Source organism: Neorhizobium sp. 2083 (genome assembly GCF_031455615.1).
In the GTDB taxonomy this organism is placed as follows: domain Bacteria; phylum Pseudomonadota; class Alphaproteobacteria; order Rhizobiales; family Rhizobiaceae; genus Neorhizobium.
Genome location: NZ_JAVDTC010000005.1, coordinates 364,025 through 377,643 on the forward strand (window position 1 = coordinate 364,025; position 13,619 = coordinate 377,643).

The following is a 13,619-nucleotide window of genomic DNA, read 5'->3' on the forward strand; positions in this document are numbered from 1 at the left end:
TCACAACAAAAAGCCGGGTCGTCGCCGACCCGGCTTTTCTACTCAATCAATGCGAAGCTTATTCGGCGCTGTCTTCAGCAGCCTTCTTCTTCGGAGCAGCCTTCTTCTTCGGAGCGGCAGCTTCTTCGCCTTCGGCGGCTTCGTCAGCAGCCTCGGCCTTCGCGGCCTTCTTCGGAGCGGCCTTCTTCTTGGCCGGCTTCTCAGCGCCTTCCGAGCCTTCTTCGTCTTCCGCCATCAGCTCTTCCTTGGTCACGGTCTTGTCGGTGACCTTGATCTCGGAGAGCAGCTTGTCGACGACCTTCTCTTCGAAGATCGGCGCGCGCAGCGATGCGGAAGCGCCGGGGGTGTTGCGGAAGAAATCGAGGATTTCCTTCTGCTGGCCCGGGAACTGCTGGAGCTGCGCATAAAGGGCGCGCTGCATTTCTTCCTCGGTCACTTCGACGCCGGCCTGTTCGCCGATTTCGGAGAGCACCAGGCCGAGACGAACGCGGCGTTCGGCGAGCTTGCGGTATTCGACGCGCGCATCTTCCTCGGTCGTCTCTTCGTCTTCGAAGGTCTTGCCGGACTGCTGCAGGTCGGTGTTGATCTGGCGCCAGATGTTGTCGAACTCGGCGTCGACGAGGGTCTGCGGGGTGTCGAACTGGTACATGCCGTCGAGCTGGTCAAGGATCTGACGCTTGACCTTCTGGCGGGTGACATTGCCGTACTGGCTTTCGATCTGGCCGCGGACGATCTCCTTCAGGCGATCGACGGATTCGATGCCGAGCTTGGAGGCGAGTTCGTCGTTGATCTCGATAGCGGCGGGAGCCGCAACTTCCTTGACGGTGACGTCGAAGGTGGCTTCCTTGCCGGCGAGGTTCGCGGCCGGATATTCGGTCGGGAAGGTCACGGTGATGGTCTTGTCCTCACCGGCCTTGACGCCCACGAGCTGGTCTTCGAAGCCCGGAATGAAACGGCCCGAGCCGAGAACCAGTTCGGCATCTTCGGCAGCGCCGCCATCGAAGGCAACGCCGTCGACCTTGCCGAGATAGTTCATCGTAACGCGGTCGCCATTGGCAGCCTTGCCGGTCTTGGTTTCGAAGGTCCGCGCGCTTTCGGCGATCTTCTCGATCTGCTCGTTAACTTCGTCTTCGGTGACTTCGACGACTTCGCGAATGACGGAGAGACCGTCGGTCGGCTGCAGTTCGATGTCCGGGATGACTTCGTAGGAGAGCGTGAATTCGAAATCGACCTCGGCGTTGAGGATCTTTTCGGCTTCCTTCTCGTCCTCGGTCATGCCAACCGAAGGCTGGGTCGCCGACTTCTCGCCGCGGTCGGAAAGAATTTCGGTCGGACGTTCGCGGACGATCTCGTTGACGAGATCCGCCATGATCGACTTGCCGTACATCTTCTTCAGATGGGCGATCGGCACCTTGCCCGGACGGAAACCGTTGATGCGGACCTTGTCCTTGGCGTCGGCGAGGCGCACGTTGAGCTGCGCTTCCATATCCCGCTTGGGGATAACAACCTTGATTTCGCGCTTCAGCCCTTCAGCGAGCGTTTCGGTAACCTGCATTTTCATACCTTCATATCGTGGCGGCGGTGCTCAGACAGCCGTTGGTTTCAATGAGCACATCGCCGGAACTTTGTGAGACCGGCCGCGGCTTCAAGGAGCGCCGATCCTTTAGCCAGAACCGGCTCGGACCGCACTCCTGGCGGTTTTGATGCGGGGCGGTTCTGGTGCGGGTAGAGAGACTTGAACTCCCACGCCTTGCGGCACCAGAACCTAAATCTGGCGTGTCTACCAATTTCACCATACCCGCGCCCCAACCGCGTCGAAAATCCTCGTGGCCTGAGGCCTTCCGGAGCGCGCGTCTCTATATCACCCGTTTTGGCGCGCGCAAAGGGAAAATGACGCTTTTTTGGCAGTTCGGAGAAAGCGCGGTGAACGGGTGATTTTGCTGCCTGCCCGCCCGCGATGGGATCGGGAATTCCGGGGACGATTAACTTTTTATTAAATTCTAATGTGTACATTGAAATCATCAGGAGAGAGCCATGCACGGATCGCATGTCATCCATTCTGATATTGCACTGCACAATTCCACTGCAATCTCATAGTATGCAAATGCAGGGATTGATCGAAGGTTTTGGTCTCTCTGGTTCGGACGGCCTGGCGCCCGCCCTGAACAGGAATATGCCCTCGGGATGAACCCGCGAACATCAATTCGGGCCGCGCACTCCTCCTCCCAGCGTTGGCCCGATCGGACTGGCGGTCCTCCTCCTCCCAAATCGCCAGTCGTTACAAATGACGCCCACCGGACCTCCTCCCCCGGTGGGCGTTATTTTTTGTTCTGCGATACGCTATCTGCCTATAAATCGCCCAGCTTCTCCCCATTTCAGCATGGTAAATAATCTCGTAATGCACCAAATGCATAGGTGGCATACCGAATGGGCGCTGTTACTTTTTGCAGCGCAGCATATATTGGTGGTCATGAGATTGAAGTCAGCGCCGAACGGGCTGCTGGCAAGGGCCTAGAAAGGGACAAGATCATGAACATCGCACAGAAGCTCACCACCTGGCGCAAGTACCGCGAAACCGTCAACGAGCTCGGCCGCATGAGCGACCGCGAACTCAGCGACCTCGGCATCGGCCGCGCCGATATCCGCCGCGTCGCACGGACTGCAGTCGGCTTCTAAGCCTCGCGCAGACATTGCTGCACCATCAAAAAGCGCCTCCTCAGGGAGGCGCTTTTCTTTTTGTTCATAGAAATTTAACGCTTCAAATATCTGCCTGTTTTTCGAACTCAGCCGTAAATTTCAGCGATCTCCTGCACATTTGCATGGCAGTCGCACATTTTTTGCACTGCACATTCTTATTATGCGGATGTATAAGACCCTCATCGCTGATGACGACAGAGCATCAGGAAAATCTTGAGGAAACAACCATGAACCCGATCCGTATCGCCAAGAACTGGATCAGCTACCGCCGTACGATGAATGAGCTTGGAAATCTTTCGAGCCAGGCCCTCAGCGACATCGGTCTGACCCGCTACGACATCCGCCACATCGCGGCCCGCTCCTTCCGCTAATCCGCTTCTCGCAGGCGGACCCGCGCGGAATACGCCGCGCGGCGAGAATATGCGGTCCGAGAGGACACCCAAGGACGTATCGAAGGCACCTCATCGGGTGCCTTTTTGATTCCGGTCCGGCAATTGGCATGATAATGAGCCGGCCATGAGCAACAATTCTCCTTCTTCGACCTATCCGGCTCCCATCCATGTCGTCGGCGGCGGCCTTGCCGGTTCCGAAGCCGCCTGGCAGATCGCCTCGGCCGGCGTGCCGGTGATTCTCCACGAGATGCGCGGCGTGCGCGGCACCGACGCCCACAAGACGGACGGGCTTGCCGAGCTGGTCTGCTCGAATTCCTTCCGCTCCGACGATGCGACGGCAAACGCCGTCGGGGTCATCCACGCGGAAATGCGGCTTGCGGGTTCGCTGATCATGGCCTCGGCCGACAGGCACCAGGTCCCGGCCGGCGGCGCGCTTGCCGTCGACCGCGACGGATTTTCCGATGCGGTCACCGAAGCGATCGAAAAACATCCGCTGATTACCATCGTGCGCGAGGAAATCCAGGGCCTGCCGCCGAAGGAATGGGATCTGGCGATCATCGCCACAGGCCCCCTCACCTCGCCGGCGCTCGCCGCCGCGATCCAGGCGGAGACGGGCGAGGACCAGCTCGCCTTCTTCGACGCCATTGCGCCGATCGTGCACCGTGATTCGATCGACATGGATATCTGCTGGTACCAGTCGCGCTACGACAAGGTCGGCCCCGGCGGCAACGGCAAGGACTATATCAACTGCCCGATGGACGAGGCGCAGTACAACGCCTTCGTCGATGCGCTGATTGCCGGCGACACGGTCGGTTTCAAGGAATGGGAAGGCACGCCCTATTTCGACGGCTGCCTGCCGATCGAAGTGATGGCCGAACGCGGCCGCGAGACGCTCCGCCACGGGCCGATGAAGCCGATGGGTCTTACCAATGCCCATAACCCGACCGTCAAGGCCTATGCGGTCGTGCAGCTCCGGCAGGACAACGCGCTCGGCACGCTCTACAACATGGTCGGTTTCCAGACGAAGCTGAAATACGGCGCCCAGGCGGATATCTTCCGCATGATCCCCGGGCTGCAGAATGCCGAGTTCGCAAGGCTCGGCGGCCTGCACCGCAACACTTATATCCACTCCCCCGTGCTGCTCGACAAATCGCTGACGCTGAAAAGCCGGCCCGGCCTTAGATTCGCCGGCCAGATCACCGGCTGTGAAGGTTATGTGGAAAGTGCGGCGATCGGGCTCCTCGCCGGCCGCTTCGCGGCGGCCGAGCGCAAGGGCGAAACGCTCGCGGCACCGCCTGCGACGACCGCGCTGGGCTCGCTGCTCGGCCATATCACCGGCGGGCATCTGGTTTCCGAAGACGAGCCGGGCAAGCGTTCGTTCCAGCCGATGAACGTCAACTTCGGACTGTTTCCCGAGCTGGAGCCCGGCTCGATCGTCAAGCCGGAGGGCGTCAAGCGTTTCCGCGGCAAGGACAAGACGGTGATGAAACGGCAGCTGCTCTCGGCCCGGGCGCTTCGCGACTGCGCTAGTTGGCTCGGTCGGGGCTGATATCGGCGGCCGGCGACGCTGGCTTTTCCTCGATATCGCGATCGGCAACACTGACATAATTGTCGAGCAGCCAGAGTGCGACTTCGGCCGCCTCCTTTTCCGTCGAGAAGAGGTAGGTGCCGTTCTGCGTCGAGGCGTCCAGAAACTCGACGGTGAAACCCTTGGCATTCGGCATGGGCGAGACGCGCACCCGGCCCGGCTCGATCAGAAAGCAGGCATAATGGTTGCGGTGGCTGCGCATGAAGCCGGCCTTGTTGTCGTGCAGGCGCACGAAGATCGCTTCGCCATTGGCCGTGACATGCAGGCTGCGGATGGCTTCATTGGGAAAGGCGCGCCCGAACTCGAGGATGGCGACGCCCGTGTCATGGAGGTTGCCGTCCTTGTCCCTGTCCTTGCCGGACATACGGGTGACGTAATAGGCGAGCGCCATGAGGAGCACGAAGATGATCGACCAGACGACGACGGGGCTCACACCGCTTCTCCTTATGATGGCGCCGGATTTCTGCTTTTCGTCCCTTAGCGGGCGAGCCTTGCGCGAATTTGACGCCCGTCAGAAGCGCCTGGTGACGGAGGCCTTCATGAGCCGCATTTGCCGCCGCCATTGCGGCAGCTGCAGGGCGGTGTCGAGCACCGAGGCACCGGCGCGCGCAGCGCGGCGCAGGACCGGTTCGGCAAGCGATACCGGCAGGTAGGCCGGAAAGATGGCGGCAGGGACGCGTCCCGACCGTCTCGCCTTGCCCAGATGCTCCAGCCCGAGCCCGGCAAAAGCCTCGATCGCAGCGGAAATGCGCGGCCGGTCTTCACCGGCGAGAAATGTATCACGATCGAGCCCGGTCGCCGAGAGAATATCGAGCGGCAGGTAGAGCTGGTGACGGCGGCGATGGATCGGCATCAAGAGAAGGAAACCGGCGATCGCCTGGGCGACACCCGCGTGTCCCGCCGCTTCGGTGGATTTTGCGGCCTCGCCGGCGGAGAGAATCAGGCTCGCGAGCTGGATCAGCGCCGAAGCGGTCTCGCCGGCATATCCTTCGAGGGCGTTGCGGTCGGTGATCGGATCGTCATAGAGGTCGAAGATGCGCGCCTCGATCATGTCGACCAGCGTCTGGCGAGGCAGGCGATAGGTCTCTATCGCCTCGAGTAGGCCGGCAGCGACGGGGTTGCCGGTGCTGTCGCCCGAAGCGCTGCCTTCCAGAAGGTCGCGCCACCATTGCAGCCGGATCTCGCCGGGCAGCGGCTCGCGCACCATGTCGCGGACACGGGCAATCTCGGCGTTGAAGGCATAAAGCGCTGCAAGTGCGCTGCGCTTGTCTTCCGGGGACAGAAGGCAGGCGAGATAGCGGTCGCGGTCGGTGTCCCTCAGCGTGGCAAGGCAGATATCGCCGTTCTGTCCGGTAGGGGCGGCCATACCTAGACGGCGATCAGGGCCGCCGCGACGGCGCGCGATTCGGCCAGCATGATGTTGAAGGTGCGGACGGCAGCACCGGTGCTCATCGGATCGGAAGCGATGCCCTTGGCCTTCAGCGCCGCCTTCACTTCGGCCGGTATCGGCTTGAGGTTGGCGCCCATGCCGACGAGCAGCACTTCGATCTCACTCGATTCGGCCAGCACCTTCACCAGGGAAGCGACCGTCAGCGGCTCACCTTCCTTCAGCTCCCAACCATGGATGCCGGAGGGAAGGCAGAGCAGCGAGCCGCGATGCGACATATCGGCAAAGCGGAAGCCGCCATTGCCATAGGCATCGATCGGAGCGCGACCGGGAAAATGGGCGTCGCGGATTTCGATGCCTTTTGCCATCGGTCGCATGCTTTCCAAAAGAGTTACGGGCCGGACGGTGTCCGGCCCTTGGGGTTCGGCGCCCGCAAAGCAAGCTGGCGGGCATCGGCCTGGCTTTAAGAAGCCGCTCCGGTCTTTGCAGGCTCGGTCTTGACCGGCTCGCCCTTGACGCGGACTTCGGCGATATAGGCGCGCATGGCGCGGATCTTGACGCCTTCGGCGATTTCCACTTCAACTTCGGCGTCGTCGATAACCTTGGTCACCTTGCCGGTGATGCCGCCGCCGAGAACGACCTGGTCGCCGCGGCGGATGTTCGTCAGCGTTTCCTGGCGCTTCTTGGCCTGGGCGCGCTGCGGACGGATCAGGAAGAAGTACCAGACCACCATCAGGGGCGCGAAGAGGAAGAGCATCTCAAGGCCGGAGCCGAACGCGGAGGCTCCCGGTGCTGCGGCCGGGGCCTGGGCGAATGCTTCGGTAATGAACATCGAAAACTCCTAAGATGACCGGGGACGCCGGGCCCCCGTTACAAGCCGCCGGAATATAGTTGCGATAAGCCGGAATGCAACAGAAACACACGGGCCGGAGTACCGAATCCACGGCTCTCAGGCTTTTGATGCACTAACGAGCGTGTTACCGCAGCGAAAAGGCCGAAAAACTGGCCGATGCGACTGGAGAAACACCATGAGCGAAGACTTCAACACCCTGATCCTGGCCGAGGTCCGCAGGCTCGCGGACGCGCTGGAGCGGCTCGCCGGGCCTGCGCCCGCCGTCAACGACTGGAATGCCGCCGACTGCTTCGTCTGGGTGCCGGCAAACCAGCGCCTGCAGCCGGTGCCGCGTCCGAACCGGGTGGCGTTGACGCTGATCCGAGGTGTCGACCACGTGCGCGACATCCTGCATGAAAACACGCTGCGGTTTGCGGAAGGTTTTGCGGCCAACAACGTGCTGCTGTGGGGTGCACGCGGCATGGGCAAATCCTCGCTGGTGAAGGCCGTGCACGAGGATGTGCGCGCCGCGACCGGCATCTCGCTGAAACTCGTCGAGGTGCATCGCGAGGATATCGCCTCGCTCCCTGCCCTGCTCGACATCCTGAAAGCCTCCGGCCAGCGCGTCATCGTGTTCTGCGACGACCTTTCCTTCGATCATGACGACACCGCCTACAAATCGCTGAAGGCGGCGCTCGACGGCGGCATCGAAGGTCGGCCGGACAATGTCCTGTTCTATGCGACCTCCAACCGCCGCCACCTTCTGCCGCGCCACATGATGGAAAACGAGCAGTCGACGGCGATCAATCCGTCCGAGGCGGTCGAGGAAAAGGTGTCGCTGTCGGACCGTTTCGGCCTGTGGCTCGGTTTCCACAAGTGCAGCCAGGACGACTATCTGAAGATGATCGACGGTTATGCCGAGCACTTCGATCTCGGCCTCGCCCAGGACGTGCTGCATCACGAAGCGCTCGAATGGGCGACGACCCGTGGCGGGCGGTCGGGCCGCGTCGCATGGCAATATATCCAGGATCTCGCCGGGCGGCTGAGGAAGCCGCTTTCCAGAGACTGAGCAATCGCGGCTCTGGCCACTTAGCAAGCCCTGCCCCGGCACATCATCGCACGACGTTAGGCGGTAAATTCCCTGCGCCGCCGGACGCTTGACTCTCGTAGGTCAATTGTCCTAATTCATATCTAGGTCAATCGTCCTACAGATCGCCACTGCCCGGCGATCCGAGGCTGGAGAAGATGCAGTGAGCGCTGAAGACACCAGGCGGCAAATCGTCGAGGCCGCGGACCGGCTCTTCTACGAGCGGGGGTTCGAAGCGACGTCGTTCGCGGACCTCGCCGCGGCGGTGCATCTGTCGCGCGGCAATTTCTATTACCACTTCAAGACGAAAGACGACGTTCTGAGGGCTGTGATTACCCATCGCATGATCACTACACGGCAGATGCTTGATGACTGGGAAGTCCGCAACAGCCGGCCGGCAAGCCGGATCATCGCTTTCATCGAGATCCTGATCGCCAACCAGGCAAAGATCATGGCCCATGGCTGCCCGGTCGGCACATTGTGCAACGAGCTTGCCAAGCTTCAACACGCCGCCAAGGACGATGCCGCGCAGCTGTTCGCCCTCTTTCGCGATTGGCTTGCAAGGCAATTTGCAGCCCTCGGCCGCGCGGCCGATGCCGACCAGCTGGCGATGCACGTCCTGATGCGCAGCCAGGGCGTTGCAACACTTGCGACCGCGTTTGCCGACAGCGCTTTCATCCACCGGGAAGTCCAGTCCATGCGCGATTGGCTCGAAATGCAATGCGCCCGGAAAGATGCCGTCTGACACCTTCCATCCCAAAATCAAGGAGATATCCAGATGTTCGTCGTGACGCTCAAATTCGCTGAAAACAAAACGAAAGCGCCCGACTTCATGCAGGGCCACAACGAATGGATTGCCCGCGGCTTCGCGGAAGGCGTCTTTCTTCTTGCCGGAAGCCTGCCACCCGGCCTTGGGGGCGCAATCCTTGTGGACGGCCTATCCCGGTCCGATCTCGAAGAACGCCTGCTGGACGATCCTTTCGTCGCGGAAGGCATCGTCAGCCCCGAGATCCTGGAGATCAATCCAGGCCGAACCGACGAGCGCCTGGCATTCCTGAAGGCGTGATCCCCGATCGATACCGTGAACGCAAAAAAGCCCGGCACTGCCGGGCTTTTCTCCGTCCCCTGAAACGCACTACTTATTCAAGGAAGGTAATCGGGTTGACCGGGGTCGCGTCCTTGCGGACTTCGAAGTGGACCTGCGGGCGCTTGGCGTCGCCGCTCATGCCGGAGGAGGCAACCGTCTGGCCACGGGTGATCTTCTGCCCGCGGGTGACGTTGATGCTGCCGGCATGGCCATAGACGGTGACCTTGCCGTCGTCGTGACGGACGAGAACCGTATTGCCGAGCTGCTTCAGGCCGTTGCCCGCATAGATGACCACGCCGTTCTCGGCAGCCTTGATCGGCGTGCCTTCCGGAACCGAGATGTCGATGCCGTCATTGCGGTTGCCGTCGACATTCTGGCCGTAACCGGCGATGACGGCTCCGTTGACCGGCCAGCGATACTTGCCGATGCCGGTGGACTGGGGGGCTGCCGACGCGACGTCGGATTTCTTCTCCACCTCGGCGACCGATGCGTTGTCGACGGCGGCCTTGGCTGCCGCCGGTGCCACGGACACCTGGGCGACCTGAGCAGGTGCCGTGGCGACTGCCGGCTTGGCGGCAGCAGCCGGAGCCTTTTCGGCCGGCTTCTGCGGAATGGACGCGGTCTTGACCGGATCGGCGACAGGCGCGGGAGAGCCGTTCGCGACCTTGAGCGTCTGGCCGACCCGGACACCGCCGGAAGTCAGGTTATTGGCGGCCTTCAACTGGTCGATCGGCGTGCCGGTCTCGCGGGCGATCTTGTTGATCGTGTCGCCCGGCTTGACCACATAAGTGCCGCCAATCGGCTTGCCGCCCGGAGGCGTCAGCTTGGCCGGTTCGGCGGCTGCCTTATCGCGTGCCGGGGTCGGCAGGACCGCCAGCTTCTGTTCGGGCTCGCGGGCTGGTGTCGGAGCCTTGTTCTGGAGGTCGATCGTGCCGGCCGCATTCTTGGCGGAGTTCTGCGCCGTACCGAAGGTCGGGATGAGGACCGCCTGGCCGGGGGCGACGGCACCGCCGTTTGCCTTCAGGATTTCCTTTTCCGGAACGCCATAACGCTTGGACAGGGTCGAGACCGTCTCACCAGGCCTCAGCGTGACCTTGGGCGCGTTGACCGTGGACCAGCCGGACATCGGCTTTGCGGTCGTGCCGGTGACGACATTGTCGGCCTTCAGCGTCGAGGCGGACGGAGGGACCAGCGTGTGGGCGGCCTGCTGACGGCCGGGGAACGGCTGGGCCAGCGCTTCCTGACGGGTCGCCGGATCACGCGCCATCGGGGCGGCGTTACGCTGTGCTGCGGCGCTGCCTGGAGCCGCCAACTCGGAGCGCTGCACCGCAACCGGAGCGGAGGCGGTGCGCGCCGGTGAAGTATAGCCGCCGGAATTGCCGGGATAGGGCTGAGCCATTGCGGTATTGCGCGAACCATAGTCGTTCCGCGGGATTGGCGGCAGGGCCTGAGCCTGCCCCGAGCCGAGATCGGCCTGCGGCGTTGGTGCGCGGCCATAGGCCCCGCCACCCTGTCGCTGCGGTATGGACGCCGTCGTGATATTGTCGGATTTCGAAAAGAGCCCCGAGAACCGCGTCGCATCCGAACTGCACCCGGTCGCCGCACTGGCAAGCAGTGCCGCGACGGCAAATTTGATTACAGATTTTCCGAACTTCGGAGAACTCTTCATACGCATGACTCGCCTACAGATACGCCACCATCGTGAGAGTCATTAAAACGCGTTAGTCTTACTGCACCGTTAAAGGGCGCACATTGTTCTAATATTTTTGGGAAATTGATAACCATGACGGCTGAAGAGCCGGCGCGGCATGGAACAAAACGACCCTACAGGGCCGCCGCGATATGGGGAATGATCGGCAGAAACGGCACAGGGAACAGATCCTCGCGCTCGAATCGGCTGCCGGTCTTGGTCAGGCGGACCATCATGCACGCCTCGCCGTCCATCAACGGTGCAACCATCGATCCGCCATGGGTGAGCTGCTCGGCATAGAATCGCGGCAGCGACGGGAAGGCTGCGGTGACAAAAATGCGGTCGAACGTGCCCTCGCCCGGCATGCCGTTGCCGCCGTCGGCCTGGCGCACGACGACATTGCGCAGCCCCAGCGCATCCATGCGGTTCTGCGCGGCGGCGACCAGGGTGCGGTAACGCTCCACGGTCAGCACCCGCTCGGCGATCCGGGCGATGACGGCGGCGGTGAAGCCGCTGCCGGTGCCGATTTCGAGCACCCTGTGCCCGGGTTTGACCTGCAGGCGATGCAACAAGCGCACGGCCAGATCGGCGCCTTCCATGAAGGACCCGCAATCGATCGGCACGGTACGGCTGGAATAGGCGTCTTCCGCAAGCGGCGCGGGCACGAACTGCGACCGCGGCGTCTGTTCAACGGCGGTCAGCAGATCGAGGTCGGAAATGCCTTCCGACCTGAGGCGCAGCACGAGCGCCGCAAAACCCTCTTTTTCGACCATGCCCGATTTCAATCGGCCGCTCCGAATCCCAATGCTTTCGCCACACGATCCTGAACCGAATGATCGGTCAGGTCCAGTTTCAGGGGCGTGACGGAAATCTTGTTTTCCTTGATGGCCTGGATATCGGTGCCGTCGCGGAAATGCCCCTTCCGCTCTCCGAATCGCAGCCAGTAATAGGGCAGACCGCGGCCATCATTGCGGGCGTCGATCGTCAGGCCGAAATCGAGCTTGCCCTGCGACGTGACTTCGACACCCTGCACCTCGCCGGGTTCGCAGTTCGGGAAGTTCAGGTTGAGGAAGGTACCGTCCGGAAGGTCCACATCGATCAGCTTGCGGATGAGATCCGGCGCGTAGGATTCGGCAACTTCCCAGGGTGCATAACGGCCGTTCTCGCGGCGCACCGCCTGGCTCAGCGCAAACGAGCGCACGCCTTGCAGCGTGCCTTCGATCGCGCCGGCAATCGTGCCCGAATAGGTGACGTCATCGGCCATGTTGGCGCCGTCGTTGACGCCGGAAAGCACGAGATCCGGCTTTTCCGGCAGGATTTCCCGGATGCCCATGATGACGCAATCGGTCGGCGTGCCGCGCAGTGCGAAATGCTTGTCGCCCACCTTGCGAAGACGCAGTGGCTCGGAGAGCGTCAGCGAATGGGCAAGGCCGCTCTGGTCGGTTTCCGGCGCGACGATCCAGACATCGTCCGAGAGTTTTCGGGCTATCCGCTCGAGAACGGCGAGGCCCTCGGCGTGGATACCGTCATCATTGGTCAGGAGTATCCGCATCAGGCCGCCCGTTCGATCTTGGTCAGACCACCCATATACGGCAGGAGCGCGTCCGGAATTGTGACCGAACCGTCCTCGTTCAGGTAATTTTCCATGACGGCGATCAGGCAGCGGCCGACCGCCACACCCGAGCCGTTCAGCGTGTGAACGAACTTCAGCGTCTTGTCGTCCTTGGCGCGATAACGCGCATTCATGCGACGCCCCTGGAAATCGCCGCAGACCGAGCAGGACGAGATTTCGCGGTAGGTATCCTGGCCCGGCAGCCAGACCTCGATGTCGTAAGTCTTGCGTGCACCAAAGCCCATGTCGCCGGTGCAAAGCGTCATGGTGCGGAAATGCAGGCCGAGGCGCTTCAGCATGTTCTCGGCGCATTCGGTCATCCGCTCGTGCTCGGCGATCGACGATTCCTGGTCGGTGACCGACACGAGTTCGCACTTCCAGAACTGGTGCTGGCGCAGCATGCCGCGCGTATCGCGACCGGCCGAACCTGCTTCCGAACGGAAGGACGGCGTCAGTGCCGTGAAGCGCAGCGGCAGCTTTTCCTGTTCCAGCATTTCGCCGGATACCAGGTTGGTGAGCGTAACCTCCGCCGTCGGGATCAGGTAACGGCCGTCCGTCGTCTTGAAGAGGTCTTCCTCGAACTTCGGCAGCTGGCCGGTGCCGTACATGGTCTCGCCCTTGACCATCAGCGGCGAGGAAACTTCCGTATAGCCATGCTCCGTCGTGTGCAGGTCGATCATGAACTGGCCAAGCGCCCTCTCGAGCCTGGCGAGCTGGCCCGTCAGGACGGTAAACCGCGAGCCCGAGAGCTTCGTGGCGCGCTCGAAATCCATCATCCCGAGCGCTTCGCCGATCTCGTAGTGTTCCTTGGCCGTATGGTTCCAGCGCGGCTTTTCGCCGACGACGCGCTTGACGACGTTGTCGTGCTCGTCCTTGCCGACCGGTACGTCGTCGAGCGGAATGTTCGGGATGCGCGACAGGGCGTCGTCGAGGGCGGCGACGGCGTCGCGCTCTTCCTGCTCGGCAACCGGCATCGTCTCCTTGATGGAGGCGACTTCGGCCTTCAATTTTTCGGCAAGCTCGGAATTCTTCTGCCCGAGCGCAATGCCGATCTCCTTGGAAGCGGCGTTGCGGCGGGACTGCATGTCCTGAAGCTTCTGGATGACGGAACGGCGCGTGTCGTCCAGCGCCAGCAGGGTCGCCGCCATCGGCTCCGCACCGCGCTTGTTCAGCGCCGCGTCGAGAGCCCCTTCGTTTTCACGGATCCACTTGATATCGAGCATCTTGCCTTGCCTTTAGAGCGAAAC

Annotated in this window: 15 protein-coding genes and 1 tRNA gene; 6 read left to right on the forward strand and 10 right to left on the reverse strand. The window is 62.1% G+C overall.

Annotation, left to right across the window (positions count from 1 at the left end):
• Positions 1 to 58: 58 nt before the first annotated feature.
• Both tig and J2X76_RS21080 read right to left on the reverse strand, forming a co-directional pair.
• Positions 59 to 1,555, reverse strand: coding sequence for a trigger factor (tig, locus tag J2X76_RS21075; protein WP_113129012.1), 1,497 nt, complete (start codon positions 1,553 to 1,555; stop codon positions 59 to 61).
• Between the two features lie 162 nt (positions 1,556 to 1,717).
• Positions 1,718 to 1,802, reverse strand: a tRNA-Leu gene (locus J2X76_RS21080).
• 727 nt (positions 1,803 to 2,529) lie between these two features.
• Here J2X76_RS21080 and J2X76_RS21085 point away from each other — a divergent pair.
• The 3 genes from J2X76_RS21085 to trmFO all read left to right on the forward strand — a co-directional run bounded on the left by J2X76_RS21085 (position 2,530) and on the right by trmFO (position 4,638).
• Positions 2,530 to 2,676 carry a DUF1127 domain-containing protein gene (locus J2X76_RS21085; RefSeq protein WP_065814416.1) on the forward strand — a complete coding sequence of 49 codons (147 nt, stop codon included), beginning with the start codon at positions 2,530 to 2,532 and terminating at the stop codon, positions 2,674 to 2,676.
• Positions 2,677 to 2,924: 248 nt separating this feature from the next.
• Positions 2,925 to 3,068 carry a DUF1127 domain-containing protein gene (locus tag J2X76_RS21090; RefSeq protein WP_007762204.1) on the forward strand — a complete coding sequence of 48 codons (144 nt, stop codon included), beginning with the start codon at positions 2,925 to 2,927 and terminating at the stop codon, positions 3,066 to 3,068.
• 145 nt (positions 3,069 to 3,213) lie between these two features.
• Positions 3,214 to 4,638 carry a methylenetetrahydrofolate--tRNA-(uracil(54)-C(5))-methyltransferase (FADH(2)-oxidizing) TrmFO gene (gene trmFO, locus J2X76_RS21095; protein WP_310219253.1) on the forward strand — a complete coding sequence of 475 codons (1,425 nt, stop codon included), beginning with the start codon at positions 3,214 to 3,216 and terminating at the stop codon, positions 4,636 to 4,638.
• Here the strand turns inward: trmFO and J2X76_RS21100 are convergent.
• The 4 genes from J2X76_RS21100 to yajC all read right to left on the reverse strand — a co-directional run bounded on the left by J2X76_RS21100 (position 4,616) and on the right by yajC (position 6,896).
• A complete protein-coding gene (locus J2X76_RS21100; RefSeq protein ID WP_113129011.1) occupies positions 4,616 to 5,068 on the reverse strand; it encodes a hypothetical protein in 453 nt (150 codons plus the stop codon). The two genes, trmFO and J2X76_RS21100, sit on opposite strands and share 23 nt — an antisense overlap.
• A gap of 120 nt (positions 5,069 to 5,188) precedes the next feature.
• Entirely contained in the window at positions 5,189 to 6,043 is an 855-nt protein-coding gene (locus J2X76_RS21105) for a phytoene/squalene synthase family protein (RefSeq protein ID WP_310219255.1), read from the reverse strand.
• Positions 6,044 to 6,045: 2 nt separating this feature from the next.
• The gene (locus J2X76_RS21110; RefSeq protein ID WP_113128880.1) at positions 6,046 to 6,432 is read right to left on the reverse strand and encodes an Mth938-like domain-containing protein; all 387 of its coding nucleotides are present in this window, start codon (positions 6,430 to 6,432) and stop codon (positions 6,046 to 6,048) included.
• A gap of 95 nt (positions 6,433 to 6,527) precedes the next feature.
• Positions 6,528 to 6,896 carry a preprotein translocase subunit YajC gene (gene yajC, locus J2X76_RS21115; RefSeq protein WP_113128879.1) on the reverse strand — a complete coding sequence of 123 codons (369 nt, stop codon included), beginning with the start codon at positions 6,894 to 6,896 and terminating at the stop codon, positions 6,528 to 6,530.
• A 196-nt stretch (positions 6,897 to 7,092) separates the two neighbouring features.
• Between yajC and J2X76_RS21120 the strand changes: the two genes are divergently transcribed.
• The 3 genes from J2X76_RS21120 (at position 7,093) to J2X76_RS21130 (ending at position 9,049) form a co-directional block, all read left to right on the forward strand.
• Positions 7,093 to 7,965: an ATP-binding protein gene (locus J2X76_RS21120; protein WP_113282933.1), complete on the forward strand. Its 873-nt coding sequence runs from the start codon at positions 7,093 to 7,095 to the stop codon at positions 7,963 to 7,965.
• A 181-nt stretch (positions 7,966 to 8,146) separates the two neighbouring features.
• Positions 8,147 to 8,728 (forward strand): helix-turn-helix domain-containing protein, encoded by a 582-nt coding sequence (locus tag J2X76_RS21125; RefSeq protein WP_310219258.1) that lies wholly within the window; start codon positions 8,147 to 8,149, stop codon positions 8,726 to 8,728.
• 33 nt (positions 8,729 to 8,761) lie between these two features.
• The gene (locus J2X76_RS21130) at positions 8,762 to 9,049 is read left to right on the forward strand and encodes a hypothetical protein (protein WP_310219259.1); all 288 of its coding nucleotides are present in this window, start codon (positions 8,762 to 8,764) and stop codon (positions 9,047 to 9,049) included.
• Between the two features lie 73 nt (positions 9,050 to 9,122).
• Here J2X76_RS21130 and J2X76_RS21135 read toward each other — a convergent pair whose 3' ends face one another.
• The 4 genes from J2X76_RS21135 to serS form a co-directional block, all read right to left on the reverse strand.
• The gene (locus J2X76_RS21135; protein ID WP_113282936.1) at positions 9,123 to 10,745 is read right to left on the reverse strand and encodes a peptidoglycan DD-metalloendopeptidase family protein; all 1,623 of its coding nucleotides are present in this window, start codon (positions 10,743 to 10,745) and stop codon (positions 9,123 to 9,125) included.
• Between the two features lie 149 nt (positions 10,746 to 10,894).
• Positions 10,895 to 11,545 carry a protein-L-isoaspartate(D-aspartate) O-methyltransferase gene (locus J2X76_RS21140; RefSeq protein WP_113128874.1) on the reverse strand — a complete coding sequence of 217 codons (651 nt, stop codon included), beginning with the start codon at positions 11,543 to 11,545 and terminating at the stop codon, positions 10,895 to 10,897.
• Positions 11,542 to 12,312, reverse strand: coding sequence for a 5'/3'-nucleotidase SurE (gene surE / locus J2X76_RS21145; protein WP_113128873.1), 771 nt, complete (start codon positions 12,310 to 12,312; stop codon positions 11,542 to 11,544). Before surE ends, J2X76_RS21140 begins: the two co-directional genes overlap by 4 nt.
• Positions 12,312 to 13,595, reverse strand: a complete 1,284-nt coding sequence (gene serS / locus J2X76_RS21150; RefSeq protein WP_310219262.1) for a serine--tRNA ligase — start codon at positions 13,593 to 13,595, stop codon at positions 12,312 to 12,314. The genes surE and serS overlap by 1 nt, the downstream gene beginning before the upstream one ends.
• Positions 13,596 to 13,619: the final 24 nt, after the last annotated feature.